This is a genomic window from Vibrio sp. 397, from assembly GCF_033339395.1.
Lineage (GTDB): Bacteria > Pseudomonadota > Gammaproteobacteria > Enterobacterales > Vibrionaceae > Vibrio > Vibrio alginolyticus.
Window position 1 is genome coordinate 97,832 of record NZ_JAWOUN010000009.1, and the last position, 18,011, is coordinate 115,842.

17 protein-coding genes are annotated in these 18,011 nt (G+C 39.3%); 16 read left to right on the plus strand and 1 reads right to left on the minus strand.

Translation table 11 applies throughout. The annotated features are described in order from the left end of the window. Positions 1–272 precede the first annotated feature (272 nt). The 13 genes from R7P36_RS15695 to R7P36_RS15755 all read left to right on the plus strand — a co-directional run bounded on the left by R7P36_RS15695 (position 273) and on the right by R7P36_RS15755 (position 13,991). Positions 273–1,793: an LPD25 domain-containing protein gene (locus R7P36_RS15695; RefSeq protein WP_139364687.1), complete on the plus strand. Its 1,521-nt coding sequence runs from the start codon at positions 273–275 to the stop codon at positions 1,791–1,793. A gap of 788 nt (positions 1,794–2,581) precedes the next feature. Continuing rightward, positions 2,582–2,875 carry a hypothetical protein gene (locus R7P36_RS15700; protein WP_025636822.1) on the plus strand — a complete coding sequence of 98 codons (294 nt, stop codon included), beginning with the start codon at positions 2,582–2,584 and terminating at the stop codon, positions 2,873–2,875. A gap of 36 nt (positions 2,876–2,911) precedes the next feature. After that, entirely contained in the window at positions 2,912–3,121 is a 210-nt protein-coding gene (locus R7P36_RS15705) for a hypothetical protein (RefSeq protein WP_025636820.1), read from the plus strand. Between the two features lie 476 nt (positions 3,122–3,597). Then, positions 3,598–4,188, plus strand: a complete 591-nt coding sequence (locus R7P36_RS15710) for a hypothetical protein (protein ID WP_139364688.1) — start codon at positions 3,598–3,600, stop codon at positions 4,186–4,188. Next, positions 4,185–4,382: a hypothetical protein gene (locus R7P36_RS15715; protein WP_025636691.1), complete on the plus strand. Its 198-nt coding sequence runs from the start codon at positions 4,185–4,187 to the stop codon at positions 4,380–4,382. The genes R7P36_RS15710 and R7P36_RS15715 overlap by 4 nt, the downstream gene beginning before the upstream one ends. Positions 4,383–5,635: 1,253 nt before the next feature. Beyond that, on the plus strand, positions 5,636–6,817 hold the full coding sequence (locus R7P36_RS15720) for a DGQHR domain-containing protein (protein WP_025767162.1): 1,182 nt from the start codon (positions 5,636–5,638) through the stop codon (positions 6,815–6,817). A 579-nt stretch (positions 6,818–7,396) separates the two neighbouring features. Next, on the plus strand, positions 7,397–7,735 hold the full coding sequence (locus tag R7P36_RS15725) for a hypothetical protein (protein ID WP_025636798.1): 339 nt from the start codon (positions 7,397–7,399) through the stop codon (positions 7,733–7,735). Positions 7,736–7,745: 10 nt separating this feature from the next. Further along, positions 7,746–8,120, plus strand: a complete 375-nt coding sequence (locus tag R7P36_RS15730) for a hypothetical protein (RefSeq protein WP_025767163.1) — start codon at positions 7,746–7,748, stop codon at positions 8,118–8,120. Positions 8,121–8,660: 540 nt separating this feature from the next. After that, complete coding sequence (locus R7P36_RS15735; RefSeq protein WP_025767164.1) at positions 8,661–9,101, plus strand: hypothetical protein; 441 nt, start codon at positions 8,661–8,663, stop codon at positions 9,099–9,101. A 72-nt stretch (positions 9,102–9,173) separates the two neighbouring features. Then, positions 9,174–9,419 carry a hypothetical protein gene (locus tag R7P36_RS15740; RefSeq protein ID WP_025636793.1) on the plus strand — a complete coding sequence of 82 codons (246 nt, stop codon included), beginning with the start codon at positions 9,174–9,176 and terminating at the stop codon, positions 9,417–9,419. 522 nt (positions 9,420–9,941) lie between these two features. Continuing rightward, positions 9,942–10,367 carry a hypothetical protein gene (locus R7P36_RS15745; RefSeq protein WP_025767165.1) on the plus strand — a complete coding sequence of 142 codons (426 nt, stop codon included), beginning with the start codon at positions 9,942–9,944 and terminating at the stop codon, positions 10,365–10,367. Positions 10,368–12,239: 1,872 nt separating this feature from the next. Beyond that, positions 12,240–13,325, plus strand: coding sequence for a ParM/StbA family protein (locus tag R7P36_RS15750; protein ID WP_025634167.1), 1,086 nt, complete (start codon positions 12,240–12,242; stop codon positions 13,323–13,325). A gap of 9 nt (positions 13,326–13,334) precedes the next feature. Then, on the plus strand, positions 13,335–13,991 hold the full coding sequence (locus R7P36_RS15755) for a hypothetical protein (protein WP_025634166.1): 657 nt from the start codon (positions 13,335–13,337) through the stop codon (positions 13,989–13,991). A gap of 61 nt (positions 13,992–14,052) precedes the next feature. Here the strand turns inward: R7P36_RS15755 and R7P36_RS15760 are convergent, their stop codons facing one another. Next, complete coding sequence (locus R7P36_RS15760; RefSeq protein ID WP_025634165.1) at positions 14,053–14,772, minus strand: hypothetical protein; 720 nt, start codon at positions 14,770–14,772, stop codon at positions 14,053–14,055. A gap of 172 nt (positions 14,773–14,944) precedes the next feature. Between R7P36_RS15760 and R7P36_RS15765 the strand changes: the two genes are divergently transcribed. The 3 genes from R7P36_RS15765 to R7P36_RS15775 are packed head-to-tail and all read left to right on the plus strand — an operon-like array spanning position 14,945 to position 17,962. After that, complete coding sequence (locus R7P36_RS15765; RefSeq protein ID WP_025634164.1) at positions 14,945–17,188, plus strand: hypothetical protein; 2,244 nt, start codon at positions 14,945–14,947, stop codon at positions 17,186–17,188. A gap of 20 nt (positions 17,189–17,208) precedes the next feature. Further along, positions 17,209–17,526 (plus strand): hypothetical protein, encoded by a 318-nt coding sequence (locus tag R7P36_RS15770; RefSeq protein ID WP_025634163.1) that lies wholly within the window; start codon positions 17,209–17,211, stop codon positions 17,524–17,526. After that, complete coding sequence (locus tag R7P36_RS15775) at positions 17,519–17,962, plus strand: hypothetical protein (protein WP_025634162.1); 444 nt, start codon at positions 17,519–17,521, stop codon at positions 17,960–17,962. The genes R7P36_RS15770 and R7P36_RS15775 overlap by 8 nt, the downstream gene beginning before the upstream one ends. The last annotated feature ends 49 nt before the right edge of the window (positions 17,963–18,011 follow it).

Consider the following 18,011-nt stretch of genomic DNA (forward strand, 5'->3'; position numbering starts at 1 on the left):
GTCCTAGCAGAATGCTGGTGGCCATATGAATCGCCTTCGGCGAGCAAAAAGCATTTGTATCGCTTTTCTTAACGGCTTCGCCTAAAAAGCTGACCCTCTATCGAGCCCTATTGTGACGCCCTTGTTCGGGCCAAAGTCAATAAATAAAGTTAAGTATATTTTACTATTTATAGTGTATTAATATGGTATTTATTGAGGGTGTGAGTTATAATGTTTTTAAGTTAAGAGAACAACTTATTCTTAATCTATTTTTCCGATGCTTGGGGGCAACGATGATTAAACCAATTTCAGTTACTGTATTATTTTCTGAATCAAAAATGCTTGAAGAGAAAGATTACTCTATCGAAGATTTTGAACAACTTGCTCATGAAGTAGCTGCAAAATGCGAACTAGGGTATGAAAAGACAGATGTTAAGGTAACTTTCGATTCTGGCACGATTTTCAATATTGACCTAAGCCTGGGTCGTGGTTGCGACAAAAGTATAAAAGAGCGCCTAGGGAAGTTGAAATCGTATGTAGAAGAATTCAAGGAGCGATTGACACGAGAAGAGCTGCTTGAGTTTGGTTTTCTAACTAAGGTCGATTTAGAAGATATCGACAACAGCAAGAACAAGGCACTTTATTCCTCTATTATTGCCGAAGAAGCTAAGCGCAAGGAAGAGGAAGAAAAGAAAGCATACGAAGAAAGGCAAAAGCGCATAATGGAACATCGGAAAGCGGTAGAGGCTTTCCAGGACAACTTATCTATCCCTGAAGATGCCCAGGCGGTTATCGTTGCCAAATTTACCTCTATGAGTGATAGATCAGACCCTTATACTGATTATTATGAAACACTAACTAATAGAACCATCATCCTGGCATGGTCAAAGCACACCCGTGATCTATTTTCTGAGATGCGTAAAGCAGCGCTAAACCACCAAGACACCGCAGCCCTATCCGACAAAGAGCTTAGTACAGAGCACAGAGAAAAGTATTCTATGGGACGAGGCTTTTATCTGACAAATAAAGATTACATTCGTTGCGGTATAGAAATTAGGAAGATAGTGCTCAACACGAACGATAAAAAATCAAGTGTTCCTTATGGAGAAATAGCTATTCCAGAAAAGAAGGTTACTGGCAAGAAAACAGAAAACAGTAGTAATCAATCCGAAGTAGACCTTAAGAACTCTATTGTTGGGAAGGCCAAGCCAATTGAGGTGATGCATCACACAAAAAAAGGCCATTTAGTTTTCGTGGTGAACTTCGAAGAAAAACAAAGCCCTGATGTTTTTAAGTCGTTGCTTTCAGTGGCTAAGGAGAACAATGGGTATTACTCAAAGTTTAAATCTGATGGCGCTATCCCAGGTTTTCATTTTACTGACCGTTCGGATGTAAATGGCTTCTTCAAATGCATTGGTATGTTGGCTGATTACTCATGCCTTAACGAGCCATCTAGTAATGGTCAGCAAGACAACTCTACCAAGGAGCCTATCAAGCTTAATCAGGCCGAAGTCGTCAGCGTCGAAAGTGGAAAAGTGAAGGAAGGGCAAGGAAGTAGCTACATCAAATCTATGATTGCCAATAAGAAAAAGCAACATGAAGATGTAAAGAAATGGATTGGATTTACTAAGGTTATCACAGTACAGGTGGGTAGCTTTCCACAGGAACAGATAGATAAGCAGTCATTTCTCGATATGTCAGAGTTGTTCTTAATGTCAGAACCAATCGTTAGTAATAACACTGTGGTTTATAGCTATGAAGATACGATTTTCACACTCGAACTTGAAGCAAACATTAGCTTGAATGTACATTAGACCTGGTATTGGTTTTGGGTTGTTTTTTATGTGGAAATTATATTATTACAATTTAGGTGGGTCAGCAGTAGAGAGAAAGCCTGAACCTCTTTCGCATACTTTAGAAGACAGCCTGAACATTCTCGAGCGAAGGTTTAAAAGCCAATGCCTAACAGAAGTGGTGAAGGCTAAACATTTTTCCTTGTACTCTATCTGTGTCCCCCATAAGGGAAAGAGCAATCAAAAGTCAATTAGTGGAAGATTGCTGGTATATAGAGAACCAGCACCAGAATAACCGCTCCCCAAGCGACCAGCCCCGGCAATATTGTCGGGGCTTTTTTGTCTCTGGTGTACATAAAACCAATCAACTACAATCGAAACATAAAAATTACTCTCCACTAATAGGGGTTCCCCCTAGTCGCCACCGAGGCCCACCCGCCGGACTTACCCCTGCATCCCTAAGGCTCGTTCCTCACCAAGTGCTGCCGCTCAAGGCTGTTGTCCACCAGCGCTAGGACATTGCCAACCAACCCCCGTTGTCACCGTCCTAGCAGAATGCTGGTGGCCATATGAATCGCCTTCGGCGAGCAAAAAGCATTTGTATCGCTTTTCTTAACGGCTTCGCCTAAAAAGCTGACCCTCTATCGAGCCCTATTGTGTTGCCTTTGTCCGGTCCAAAGTCAATCAATATAGTTCAGTATATTTTACCATGTAAAATGTATTAATGTGGTATTTTAGGGCGTATTTTAGTATAATTTCCTTAGTTGCTTATGTAACTATCTATTTGAAAACAATTGCTTGGGGGCAATATGAAAACAGAGTTCTGCAATTACGATAATCTTAAAAAAGTCGCTCAAGGCCAAGCAATGCTCTTTGTTTGGCCAAATGAACTAATCAATAAATCACTCACAACAATTTCTTTTACTGATGAATCTAAAGAACTAGGTCTTCAACCACTACTGATAGACGCATTCACTGCTTCCATACTAGTAAAGGTGTTAGATGCGCTAAGAGAATCAACGCAAGATAAGGTTAAAGAGAGAATTCAAACAGACAGAGCGAACTTCTGTCTGTTCTACGAAAGAGCAATGAGTGTCATCTGACAATCAAGATCATTTGTAAATGTTAGGAGGAAAGACATGTTTAAGTACTTACCAATAGCAGCTTTTCAAGCTGAATCGTTGCCAGAGACGAATGCAATTGCTACTACCCCCGATAAAACTGAATATTATCTAGACATAGCCGCTGCCAAGGAGCTTTCAGTATATGACCAACTGGTAGATATTGAACCAGAAATTGCTACATTGGCTGAAAGCGGCACGGAAGTAATAAACCTAAGTGTTTACTAATTAATGGGTATTTGACCCCAGGTAAGCCGCAATGAGTTAACATTGCGGCTTACCTACTCTCCACTAACAGGGGTTCCCCCTAGTCGCCACCGAGGCCCACCCGCCGGACTTACCCTTGCAATGCTAGGTCTCGTGCCTCGCCAAGTATTGCCGCTCAAGGCTGTTGTCCACCAGCGCTAGTACGATGCCAACAAACCCCCGTTGTCACAGTCCTAGCAGAATGCTGGTGGCCATATGAATCGCCTTCGGCGAGCTAAAAGCATTTGTATCGCTTTTCTTAACGGCTTCGCCTAAAAAGCTTTCCCTCTATCGAGCCCTATTGTGTCGTCTTTGTCCGGGCAAAAGTCAATCTCAATAGTTAACTATATTTAACTTAAATTTGTGTTTTAATATGGTATTTAATGGCGTGTTTTAGTATAATTCCTTTAATTGCTAATGTAACAATACATTCTAAAAAACAATTGCTTGGGGGCAATATGACCAAAACAATAAGCAGCTTATCTATAAGCAAGAGAAAGAAGTACATAACTACCTGCGGAAAGACCATATCGTTGTGCCCTGAAATGCACATCTGTAACTATAATTACATGGATCAATATCGTACTCAGATTGCGAGAAGGAAAGAGCTATTCCAGAAGAATGAAAATGCATATCTCTATTTTTCATACAATCTGGAACCAGGCAGTCCAGTGTATTACTTTTCGAATGGTTACAATGGGATTCACATCGATGACGTAGACCGGGAGGACTGTCTATTCTTCGGTATTATCCTCACTACTCAGATCATAGAAACGGACCTACTCATCATTTTTTTAATGTCTAAGATGCTGGTCAAAAAGAAAATCAGAGAAGGGACATATGTCTATGGCATTCATGACAAGACACTACCAGGACAGCTAGCACACCACGAAGTCGTATGGGATAAGCGCAAACAACTTTTCAACGATCATTCTGAAGTAATTAAGAAAATAAATGAGATTCATAGCTACCTTACAAGCAAGGAGATATTAGAGCTCCATAAGGAGGCCGTTCATCATTCAATCACTGCTAGTAAGGAGAATGTATGAGATTAGTAGGATTAAAGGTATTCAATAAAGATAAAGTATTAAAAGGGAAGGTTACCCAGCAATACACATCCAGTACTGATGATAGGGAGGTGCTACTAATCAACGATGATTATGAGATCTGTATAGAGCAGGTTGATTACATACTCTTCACTCTAAAGCCGGATGAGCGTGGTGAGCATCTAAGAATAAAATAACCCTATGATAGCGGCTCAGGTCCGCTATCGAGCCTTAAGCCAGAAGAAAACATAATATCAGTCTCTTTCAATATCAAAGCTCTCAATAGACTACCAAAATTACATGTGTATAAATGTGGTATTTAACTCGGCCACTTGCTATAATATATAATAGTTGTTAGCAATTGCTTGGGGGCAATATGAAATTTAGAGAAATTGATGGAAAGCAACAGGTTTGTTTCGAACTGGAGGACATTCCAAGTTTTGGCAGTGACATATGGTTTCAGGTCGAATGCTTAGATGGTCTGTATTGTCTGCTTCTTAGTTACCTACGAAATTGCGGACCAACAAAGCAAGAAGAGACGATAAATAAAAAACGTAGACTCGCATTGCTACACATAAGAAAAGCATGGTGGATAATAAAAAGACAGAGATTACCTTTAGATGTCGTCAAAGGATTTAGTGTGTCAAACAAGTTTGCAAAACTTAAAGGCTTTACAGTTCTAGGATAGATTAAACTACAAGGTAATTGAGTGATGACTGATACAAGTGATCTAAGACATGTGTATAGGCTAACACTGCTTGGCAGTGGTACATGTAAGTTTGGCGACTGTGAAGTTTGCAACGAGCATTTTGATACCGGTTACTACCTAGTTCAAATGAGAGTGTATCTGAATAGATTTACCGGGAATGAACATTTGTCATATTCAGGGTGTTTTGCACTATTTGGTCATAAAGAGTGCTTGATTACTCAAACATGACTATATCGATGATTTTTATCATACGCTAAAAAGAGGCTCCCAAGGGAGCCTCTTTTTATTAGGTGGGTTTGTGAGATTTTAGCTCTCCACTAACAGGGCCCCCCCTAGTCGCCACCGAGGCCCACCCGCCGGACTTACCCCTGCATCCCTATGGCTCGTCCCTCACCAAGTTCTGCTGCTCAAGGCTGTTGACCTCCAGCGCTAGGTCGGTGCCAACAAAACCCCGTTGTCACCAACCTAGCAGTTTGCTGGTGGCCATAAGTTTCGCCTTTGGCGAGCTAGAAGCATTTGTATTGCTTTTCTTAACGGCTTCGCCTAAAAAGCCGACCCTCTCACGAGCCCTATTGTGTCGACTTTGTCCTTCCCAAAGTCAATAAAATATGGGAACAATAATTTATAAATATTTGGTGTTATAATGTGGTATTTATAGGGGTAAGAGTGTATAATAAATACATGAAAACAAAGACATAGTTTTCATGTTAACTGATTTTTAAATAGCTTGGGGGCTAAAATATGTCAATTGATAAAAACTTCGCATACTCACTTCCTTGTACTGTAGGTAAGCAATTCAAACCATTTCATCTAGTGAATGTTCCAGCTTCAGTATTGGTCTCACTACTAAACATCGATAACAAGGGTAGTGTACTTAAACGTAGCCAGCGAGAGGTAAATATGAAGCGAGCGAAAGATTTCGCGAAATACCTTGTGAACAACTATAAGCGTTTTTACATCATTCCAACTATCATTGGTGTGGTTGTGTCGAAGAAAGATAAAAAGCCTGAATTTGAAGAGGTTATGGAAGGAGCGCGAGTTGGTCTACTTCATATATCTATGGATAGCTCCATTAAGCTATTCGATGGCCAACATCGTTCTGTTGGAATCGACTTCGCTCTAGAAATGTTGTGTGATGAACTCGCCGAGTTAGGTTTTGATCTAGAGAACGTAGATGTTCCTATTATGCTATACACGAACTTGACACTTAAAGAGAGGCAGTTGGGCTTTTGTGACATCAACCAAAACTTGGCCAAACCTCAACAAAGTATTTCAGATGCCTTTAATACACGTGACCCTCTTCCATGTTTAGCTCGTTACATAACTGAGAACTGCGTTGCGTTTAAAGACCTGGTTGATATGGAGCACAATACTATCACCAAGAAGTCTGAAAAGTACTTTCCTTTGAAAGCTATCAAAGATATCAACCAAATCCTGCTGGGGTTGAGTAAGGAAGTAAAAGAAATCTCTGATTCAAAGTACCAGCTAGCAAACGAGTTTTGGACTACTGTTTCTAGAGCCATGGGTTGGGGAGGCTTAGCATTTAGCGATACGTCAGCAGAAGAATTCCGTAATACCTGTATTCTGACTCATGTAGCTACACTAAAGGCTATTGCAGTAGCTGGAAATATCGCAATGAATCACTATGGCTCTCTCGAAGCAGTTCAGTGGGATAAGCTTGAAGAACTTAACTACTCACGCGATCTAGGTACGTCTGACTTTACTGGCCGCATCATAGATGACAAGAGTGGCAATATGTCAGTGAATAAAACTAGCATTGACTTGGCTGCAAATAAACTCCTTACAACCCTGGGTGTACCACTTTCTGAAGCACGGCAAAAGTTAGAGGATCAGTACTTTGGTTCTCAAAGTATGAGCGATGATAGTGGTGACATTGATGGAGCAACAGAACAAGCCGCTTAACCAAGTTTTAATTAGAGAAGCCCTGACTAAGCTCAGGGCTTTTTGTTGCGAGTAAACAATATAACGCATTCACAATTTTCTCTCCACTAACAGGGGTTTCCCCTAGTCGCCACCGAGGCCCACCCGCCGGACTTACCCCTAAGCACTAAGAATCGTTCCTCTTCAAGTGCTTCATTTAATGAAACCCTAGAGCAATCTGATTGCCAAAGAAAAGAATTTGTCATTCAGATTGCTACCCTAGGGTCCAAAAGTTTATCTCGCTCAAGGCTGCTAGACCTCCAGCGCCATAGCAATGCCAACATCAACCCCGTTGTCATTGCTATGGCAGTTTGCTGGTGGTCTAAATGAATCGCCTTCGGCGAGCTAGAAGCTTTTGTATCGCTTTTCTTAACGGCTTCGCCTAAAAAGCTGACCCTCTATCGAGCCCTATTGTGTCGCCTTTGTCGGGGCTAATGTCAATCGAAAGGACAATACTTATTTTTTAATATATCGTGTTATTATATGGTATTTAACTGGGTGGTTTGATATACTAAACACAAGTAAGTTACTGTTTATATTGTTAAATTGCTTGGGGGCATTATGAAGACAGTTATTCAAAACATTGAAAAAGTGACTATTGGTCATATAGTAGGCGGGGTTAAACAGGAGTCAGAAGTACGTCTATTAATCATTGAATCTAAGGACGTTGGCACGTTCGCTACATGTGTAGTAGAGAATGATGAATTTGGTACAAGCTTGTATGAGGTATGTAGCGTCAAAAGTCTAGACAACATTGTTGATGATGTTCAACAAGGCAGAAAGGTCGCGCTTAGTACATGGGAGCCTACCTTAATCCCTAATGTCGAGTATGTAGCGGAGCAGTTTGAGATCGCAGAGCTATTAAGTAACAAACCAAATCACATTAGTTTATTGAAGTAGGGGCACCACTATGAGAACCGAGAAACAGATTGAGCTAATTAGTAAGCACTATAAAGACCAGATCAGTGTATTCAGCGGAGAACCGCATCTAATGGTATGGACAGAAAAAGGAACTGGCTTTGTTTCAGTCAAAGAAATGTCTCAGAATAAATTCGATGAATTCTTTAAGGTTGCCCTTAAGCGTGAAGAAAAAGCTAACAATGAAGTTAAGCTAAAACAGATTTGTGCAGATTTCGGGGTTCTAGAAATACTTCAGTCAACGGCTCAATGGCGGGATTCAATCGAATCATTATTGACCTTGTTTTCATTTGCGTTACTTCCGACACGCCTTGTGGAGCTAGAGAAGGAGCTTGAAAGAGCAGCGTTGTCATTCGACCATCAATAGATAAATATTGCTCAGATTTACTGGGCAATATTTGCTCTCCACTAACAGGGGTTCCCCCTAGTCGCCACCGAGGCCCACCCGCCGGACTTACCCCTACATCACTAAAGCTCGTGCCTCGCTAAGTGCTGTCATTGAAATTTCATTCAAACCTAAATCACTATGGACGCCAACAAAAATCCGTTGTCATCCATAGTGCAGTGGTAAGGTTTGATGAATTTCAATGTATCGCTCAAGGCTGTTAGACCTCCAGCGCCATAGCAATGCCAACATAAACCCCGTTGTCATTGCTATGGCAGGGTGCTGGTGGTCTAAATGAATCGCCTTCGGCGAGCTAGAAGCTTTTGTATCGCTTTTCTTAACGGCTTCGCCTAAAAAGCTGACCCTCTGTCGAGCCCTATTGTGTCGTCTTTGTCCGGTCTAAAGTCAACTAAAATAGTTAAGTATATTTTACTTTATTGTGTGTTCTAATATGGTATTTATAGTTGCGTTTATTTATAATACATACTCTGAACAAATAAATATCATAGGCTTGGGGGCAGTATGAAATTAGAAGTTATCATCAATAATTACACCATTATTTGCAGTCGTTTATTCGGTTATGTTGGGAAAAACAATGTCGGTTTAGTAGAGGGTAAGTTTATTTCGATTACCTATGAAAAGGTGATCAATGATTCAATATACATGGACTCAGACATAGCTTTTATCTTAGGTACTAACTCGGATATCGACACAAGACATAATATCGTAGAAATCCTAAGTTGCTTATCAGAGGAAGGGCATCGTGGTTCTTCTTTATCAAAAGTAATTTCAATAGGTAAGTTTCTGCTAGGGAAGAAGTTTAATGAACCTAGGTTAAAAGTGATGAAACAGTTTAGGGGAAAGACGGTTTCTACTTATGAATGGGATGTGTCAGGACAATCCTTAATAATCGAACAGACCAATGAGCCAGATTCATTATTATCTAGTTTCAAACTTATCTAGCGATATCTGTCATATATCAATTGAACATACTAGCTAATTGAAAAGGAATATATTAAGGGTAGGGGGAACATATTGAATTTAGCAGCATTGTTATTACGCATTTACGCAGTAGCTGACGCTCTAACATTTATTTTTGAGCGTTTGGGTTTCTCAAATGTGGCTGATGCTTTTACAGTATTTGTACTAATTGTTGGGTTTGCAGAGGCTTTCGGTCTAATAGATAAAATTGTAGAAACTATCAAAACGAAAACGAGTACAAAGCAAAGAGTAAAATTGGCGATACTTTTAATTTTAATACTAATAACTATCCAATTGTAACAAGTAAATTTGTTTCAATTGGACGCTCTCCACTAACAGGGGTTCCCCCTAGTCGCCACCGAGGCCCACCCGCCGGACTTACCCCTACATCACTAAAGCTCGTTCCTCGCTAAGTGTTGTCATTGAAATTTCAATCAAACCTAAATCACTATGGACGCCAACAAAAACACGTTGTCATCCATAGTGCAGTAATAAGGTTTGATGCATTTCAATGTATCGCTCAAGGCTGCTAGACCTCCAGCGCCATAGCAATGCCAACATAAACCCCGTTGTCATTGCTATGGCAGGTGCTGGTGGCCTAAATGATCTGCCTTCGGCAGCTAAAAGAAGTTTCAACGCTTTTCTTAACGGCTTCGCCTAAAAAGCTAACCCTCTATCGAGCCCTATTGTGTCGTCTTTGTCTGGATATAAGTCAATTAAAATAGTTAAGTATATTTTACCTATATTTGTGTTTTAATGTGGTATTTTAATCTGGTTTTGGTATAATGGAAACAGTTGGGAATACTACTGGCGGGACAAAAAATGAAAGTAACAGTTCATAACTTCTACATCACTAACGGCAAGATTATTGGTCAAGTTGGTGACAACGATATGGGTTTAACTCAGGGGAGATTCTTTAGCGCGGAATTTCAGAAAAAAACTCCAAACGCTGTCTACTGTGAACTGGGAATAAAATATGAATTCGGCAAAGCCTCAGAAACACCTATCGGAGACCTTGTGAAAGAAAAGTTGTTCGATCTTCAATTCGAGATTACGCAGGGGTCAATAGTTGCTAAGGCACAAGAGTTACTGAGAGAAACGTTTGGTGTGGAAACTACGCCTTCTGTAATTTCAGAAGTCCAGTACAAAACACGTTTAGTACGTAAATTAGAGTGGTCATTCTTTGGTCGCAAGATCACCATGACAGAGTCAATTGATCACTCTGGATATAGCGAATTATCCATTTAAGCACTTAGGGCTAAAGCCCTAAATGCTTAATTTCCCGCTTCTTGGGGGTCACCCCCGACAGCTCGGCCCCAGCCAACCCGTCATCCCCCGATCACAATGCAATATTAAAGAACTTGACATTGATTATTTCGATCTATATTTTGGCGAAGCCCTTTTAATTATTTTAAATTTAAAAGTATTAAAATATTTTAATTCTAAAGAAGGGTCTGCGTTTTGTTTGACAGACTTGTTTTTCTCCCATATTTGTAAATATCAAAAATTACACTGTCCTTTTGGGCTCCTTTCTATGACCTTTAAGTGTCCGATTACTCTCACTGTGACGTAATACTTTACTCACTTATTAAATGTCCATCGGGTATATTAGCTTGATTATTGCCATCCAATTGCCATTACAGTCCCACCAAATAGCCGCTAATCGGTCAGGACAAAAAAGACCCTTTGCCAGGGCATATCTACAACTGTGAGTAATTAAGGCTGTGGTGGATTTATCTTAAGTTATCAACTTAAGAGCATGTTTTAGCTTTAGACAGCTCAATGTGTGATGTTGCCAAAGCGATAGATGCGTCCATTTTTAGGATGTTAAGAGACGTATCTTTTGAAATAATGTGAATATTTTGAGTGAAGGCTAGGGGGATGTTGGGGAGAGCAACTGAGGTCTACTTAGAGCAAGGAGCTCAGAACAATTTACTTTAAAATGAGGTTGGAACCTTAATGATAACCTTCCACCTTTGTATTCAGAAATTGAAAATACTATTTATTATTTGACCTATGTGAATAACGAGGTTGGCAAGCAAATGGCTAGTGTGGCACGTGGGGCCATCGACTGTCATCAACTGACTTAGTGTATAGACAGTCAGAGCCAAGTTGTGTTGTTCCGTTAGAACCTCACAAGCGAATGTTAGCTACAAATCAAAGTATTGAGCTCCCATGATGTTCAGATGATTAGGCAAAGAAAACGTCGGTTGCTTGATTCGGCTCTTGACGTATGTGCTAACGTAGAAGCACCAAACTGGCTTAACTGACTAAATAAGCTTCCAATTGTCGAGGACTTAAATTATATATATTTGCAGCCTAAATCGTCGATTTGACGAAGGCGGTGTTCGCGAACATTTTGCATCACTGTAATACGATTAAAGTCTCGGTCAATCATGGGATTTAGCATCGGTTGAGGTACTCAAAGCTCTGCATGTTCATTAAGTATAAGATGACATATTAAAATTGCTCTTACACTCTTAGTGTATATTATCTATGTTATGTTAAATTCACGACGATTGGAATTTTGTACACGTAGTTGTTACCACCTACCAAATATCAATAAGTTAGATACCTCCTTTAGAAAGTTGACTATGTGAAATCTCTTTCCCCTGTGAATTTGAAATTTGTGAGTATTAAACATAATGGCCATTTACCATAAAATACGTTATCAGAAGATCTATTTAACTAAAGTTAAATAGATCTTCTGATAAAAAATAACTTAGTTTTCGATTACTCTTACTAAGATTCGAAGCAATATTTACTCATTTTATTCTTTGGTAGTTTTACTCTATGTCGTTTTTCAATTAACGTTGATACCTTGCTATTCTGGCAATATTCCCATGTATTTTGTCTAATCACTACATCGACTAGGTCTAAATTTAAACCTAAGTATTTTTGTACATTTGAACTGTCAGAAAATTGTACATATACCATTCGATTCTTTTTCGATATATAGAGAGATGATACTTCTATTTGGTAATTTCTCTCCAAGTTCTCCTTTAACTTCTCTCGCCAGTCTTCAATCAACACCTGCCTCCTAAAGTGAAAATATTTGAGGTTGTCACATACATGCTATATATTGCATTTATCACTAAAAAACAATAGAGATATTTTACTATGTTTAACGACTGTTCAACACTATTTATTGGGTATGATGACGGTAATGCCCAACATAAGATCTCAGCTGAATCTGTTAAAACCTCCTTTCCTACACACATCCAACGTTCGACTGAACGTTTTGCGGTACTAGATGAAACCTTTTCAGTATCAAGTAATGCTCCTGTTCAAACGAAATTTACTTCTGCTGTTACAGGTAACGCTTACACCATTGGTGAGGTAAAACAACCTATTCCCAGGAACGATGACTTCTCCAATAGTGAAGCAGCTCAGGTTTTACTGCAGCATGGCTTAAATCAATTTGGAGATGAGTTACTCAATAAAAAGTACGTTCTTTGTACTGGAATGCCATTAAGACAGTTCTTTAAAACAGATGGGTCCGTCAACGAAAACAATGTTAAGCAAAAGATGCTCTCTATGCAGAGATCTTTTGATCACTTAGGTACTGACCCGGAATCGAAGCTGCGGAAGTCAAATATTGAAGCTCTACTTGTTCAGCCCGAAGCACTAGCAGCCCTTCGTGTATTCCTATTTAAGAGAGATGATTCAGGGATGTTGGTACATAACCCTGAATACATAGGAAAAACGATCGCAATCGCTGATCCTGGTGGTAAAACAACTGATATAGCTGTGTTTGACGATGGAACTATTGATATGGATCGTTCTGTCACCCAGGACATCGGGTTCAATCAGATTGTCAAAAAAGCATCCAACTACCTTTACGATTTAGGTTTCACCACACCCACACATCAGCAGTGCCGTAAGTTAATTGATGAAGGTATTGTTACAGTTCGGGGGGTTGAGAAAGATCATTCTGAATGGGCAGAGAATGCACGGAAGGAGCTAGCTAGTAAGATTTTTGGCGCAATCACTGATACCTTATCTAAAGCTGTAGATATTGATTTAATCATATTCATTGGAGGTACTATTGCCGCATTGCGTGAAGAAATTACACCTTTAATTGAAGAGTATTACGGTAAAGATAACAACTCATTCCTCATACCAGATGAAGCAGACAAGCTAAACGCTTGGGGCCTTGAGTTGTTTGCAGAGCTTTGGTACCAAAACAACAAAAAGAATAAGTAGGCAAAGGTCATGGGGCGCTTTTCATTAAAAGTGGAAATAAGGATACCAAATGATTACTCAACAGAATGCCGAGAGTTAGCGAATTCAAAATCAATAACTCTCAAATCGTTAGTCGAAGAGTTAATTAGAATTGGGTATTTCATCGAAGAGGGTGAGTTCGATAAGCTTATGTATTATTTTGATAACATCCTCCCTCATGAGATCAGAGACTGGGATTGGTGCCGCAACTTAGGGTTACACATTGATAAAGTAAAGAGAAGAGCTAGCATACACATAACGGATTCTTCTGTGTATCACCAAGGTCTCGTTCATACTTATTTGTCTGCACATTCCGAAAACGATCCCAAGCAAGCTCTTAATGATGTCAACCAACATGCTATCAATATGATGAATTCTGCTATTCATTTCCTTCAAAACCAAAGTAATAAAGAAAGGTTTAAGTGTAATGAGTACAAGACACTCGAAAATGTTGAGCAACATTTGGCTAAAATAGCTTCAAGTATTGAAAAGCTTTCAAACCACCCTATTGGCTTTAGAGCTGTTGAGGGGCAAACTGAACAGCCAGATGCTTTTTCTACGAAAGATGATTATCTTGAAAGTAAAGATGGTGTCTCTGATAGCTTAGCTATTGATAATTTCAACATGGAGTCATTGCTGATAGCTTAAGAAAAATGGGGCTTAGCACTGTTTAGTTAAGCCCCACTTTTGAAAGGAGTTGGTACCTATTTTATTCGTCAAAGAGAGCCTCAATTTGTTCATTGTCTAAGTCCCCTTTCCGACTTTTGAACCTATTAAAACCTTGTTTAACTGTTTCTTTAACTCTTGCTTTAACAGCGTTAAAAAAGTCCTTCCAGTCGATCTTGTAATCTGAGTCCAATGTGTATGCAATAATGCTAGGAATTGAAGATCGTGCAACGCTATCCAGAACAGCCATCTCTTGTGGTGTCGGTTCCGCCTCTTCTAAATGCAATTCAAAAACCTTGATCGTTATGTACCACTTCTCACTATCGTAGTGTACTAAGTCACTATCGAATTTCGAAAGGAGAAATTTAATCTCGTTAGAACTTAGTTTATAGGTAGGGAAACCAACGACAATGTTCATGAATTTTGCAGCCATACCATTGTCTATTATTTTTCTTCCTGGAATCTGGCTAGCACTACCCTTTCTGAGCTCGTTTTTGATGTGTGAAAAACTACAACGCTCTGTGAACTTAGCCCTAAGTTCGACTAGGGTGTGTTTTGCTGCTCTATCTGCAATCGTACTTGCTTCAGTTATACTGATTTTTTTGTTCCTATTTTGTTTTAGCAAAATTGCTGTTTTAAGTCTTCTGGCGTATAAGCCAGGGAAACCTTCTAAGTCACTGTAAGGGTAATCGTATGCTGATTCTAAACATTGTTCATACAGTTCCACCCAAGGGCTTTTTAACTCTTCTAGCTCTACAGTCATTGTGAACTCCACTTTCTATTGTTTATAGTCCATTTATAGCATATATCTAATTTTATTAACACAAAGCTGACTTAACATTTGCTATAATATATAATAGAATTCTTAGCAATATGGTTATTACCGCAATATAATAAATACAAAAGTAGTAAACCTTTGATTTAAGGTGATAAGAATGCCAAAAACCAAAAAGTTACTTATCTCTAGGCTGGCAGACATTGTTCAAAAGATTGAACTACTAGAGAATCCCAAACGCAACGCCCGAATTTTAGAGTTGGCACTAGGGCTAAATGGTGAGGGTCCACATACTCAAGCTCAGATTAAAGAATTTCTTGACGTGGAGTACCCAGAAGCAACTGTTAGTACCGAAAGAATCCGTGTCATCAAGAGTGTACTTGTAGATTCGTTTGGCAAGGAACTAGTTAAATCGTGGGATGAGTTTTTCGAAAATCTGTTTGATTACCTGTACTCTCAGGTCCCAATTGAAATTGGGCTACTTGCCCAACGCTTAGCCGATCCCAAATATCAGAGTTTTAACCCCAAGCTTGGACATCAAGAAGCATTTAGTGAAAAACCATTTAATGTTTTGGGGCTGATGAAAATCCTAGAGTTCAGACCAAAAGTCGACACGAGACAACTCAAAATTAAGAGGCTCTATTTTGAGTTCAATGACACACGTATAAAGGGTCGTGAGAGAAATACTAAAGAGTCTACGCTTTTCCTTATTCCAAACAACTTTAACGTTAAGTTAGAAAACCTTCTTAACCACGCAGAACGAGCTGTAAAGTTTAATGGGATGATACAAGAGCAAATCTTACTACCTCTCATGCCTAAAAAGCTGCCTGTACATAAAAGAGAGGAATTAGCTCACTCTTTGCTTATCTGTCATAAGGATTTCATGTGGCTAGATGAGCGATTAGGCTACTTGACCCTAACTAACTCTTTAGATAATAGGATTACAAGATTTGCAGCTAAGATTTTTAAAGTTGTTGATGAGATTTCAATTGCCCTATTTTCATGCCAAATATCAAGAGCAGTACGGGCCCAAGCTCGCGCATTAAGAAGTGACTCAGATTTAGAGTTTCTACAAGAGCGCTCAAATTTATTGAATAATGTCTCTTATGGTTCTGACATACCTTTCAAAGTGCAAGACGCTTTAATGTATTTCGTTAGAGCGGGATTATGCACGATTGATGAGAGCAATACTCTTCGTCCTACTGAGCTGTTACTGGATAACGTTGATGTTTCTCTTCGTCGTTCAGAAGAAATAATGATGGACGTACTAAAGAATGCACCAAACCAAACGTTAAGTAACTCTGAATTCCGCGAGAAAAGCATAAAAGAGATATCTGAGAGGACAGCAAAGCTGTATGACGAACGTTTTGAAGATTTTATTGCTAAGGACATTATTCTTAAGAAAGACCAGCTCGTGCTTTTTAATAGGGATAGCGTTGACTCTTTAAAGAGATGCACTAGAAGCGCTATTGAATCTCAAAGAAGCATTTATAAAGGCGCTCGACAACCTCTTTATCTAAGACTAATTGAACTTGCCAGTTTATATATTGAACGAGCCAAGAAAGCTAACGCTTCAATTGCATCTAATCGTACACAGTTGAGAAAAGCTAAGGCAGATAAGAAGGTGAAGCTTGAGAAAATCGAATCTCTTGAATCAACCTCTTCTGACTTACGTTTGTTAAAAGCAGAGTGCTCTGATTTCTCGTTAAGAGTTGATAAGTTACAAGAGGAATTGCAACGATTAAACAGAAAAGTTTCTCAGTATGAAAAGGCAGGTGAATCTAGGAGATCTTTGTTGAACTCAGAACTTGAAAGGATTCATATTGCTGAAAGACACATGTCATTCTGCGAGCGATTGCTAACTACAAGAGACTCAATTTATGAAAAATCAATTCAAATCGTTGTCGATGAGCTTTGTTCTACTCTGATGTCACTCAAAAGTAGTGAGGTTGATGAAGAAATACTCAAATCCAAGTCAGACGTTGCTATTAACGATGTTCTCGGCTCAATTCTAAACAGAGTTGAAGGCATCGATTCTGAGTTTTCTAATGATCTCGAGAAGCTTAAATTTACTGATATTCTAATCTACCGTGTGATATCAGATTCGATTTCCTTACTCGATAGACTCGACTCTGAGCTACCAGAACCAAATGATAAATTTTCAGATTTGATATTGAATTTGATTTTGGAGTTACCTGAGGATTCCGATGGTAATAGGAGCACTACGTATAGCGAGTTTAAATCAGCTTTAATCGAAAGAGCTATCGCTGACGAAAGAAACCATGCTGTTGGCCACTTCAACCAACATAATAGCTATAGCCCCCTCTTTGTTCGTGTGAGAAAAGCGGAATACTCGTACGTAGGTACTGAAGCTTCTAAGCATGCTGACTTTGAGTATATATAACTAAGAGATCAGGAGTACAAATGCTAAAGATTTTTAACAAATTTATGATGTTACTTGCCCTATTTGCTACCGTAAGTTTGGTGTCATCAGTTGTTGAAGGAAATGCAGTCTTAGTCTTTATGACGTCGGCATTTGTACTTGGTTTGCTATGCATCATTCATAAGTTCAAAGGTGGAGTACTATCTCCTACCCTCTTAAAGGCCGTTGAGGTTGCAGTGGTAATTGTATCTATTGGATGTTTGCTTACAGCTCCTCCCGGCGAGGGATTTTACGTTTTAGCTTGGTTATGGACGACCGTGTTTTTCACGCTGTATAAAAAGGCCGATACTCATGTCTAATTCATTAAGCAAAAAAGTTAACATACGTGGGCCAAATAACTACCAGTTTTTAAAGTGGATTCTGGATGCTAACGATAATTTTTTGGCACTTAACCACTGCAATGACCCGGATGGTTTTCGTACAACATCTAAAGCAATTCAATCTCAGCTTAATAAAATTGATGAAACGGATGTACAGAAGATTCGGTCTACTTTCATGCAATTATTGGTTTTCTTTCCAGAGTCTAGAGTAGATAAGTTCGTCGGTTTGTTTCATGCTGCGAAATCTCGTGATAAAACTTCAACAACCACAATGGCACTGTCTAAGCTTACCAAAAAAAGGTTTGATTCCTTATGTAAGAGAGTAGCTAAGTCTTCAACGAATGATGAGTTTTTAAATCTGCTACTCGATTTAGCGGAGACAGAATATGGGTTGGATGAAAGTAACATGAGGTAGTGGTTTGGTAGGGCCCATATTACTATTCATATTAGAAAATAAAGCAGCT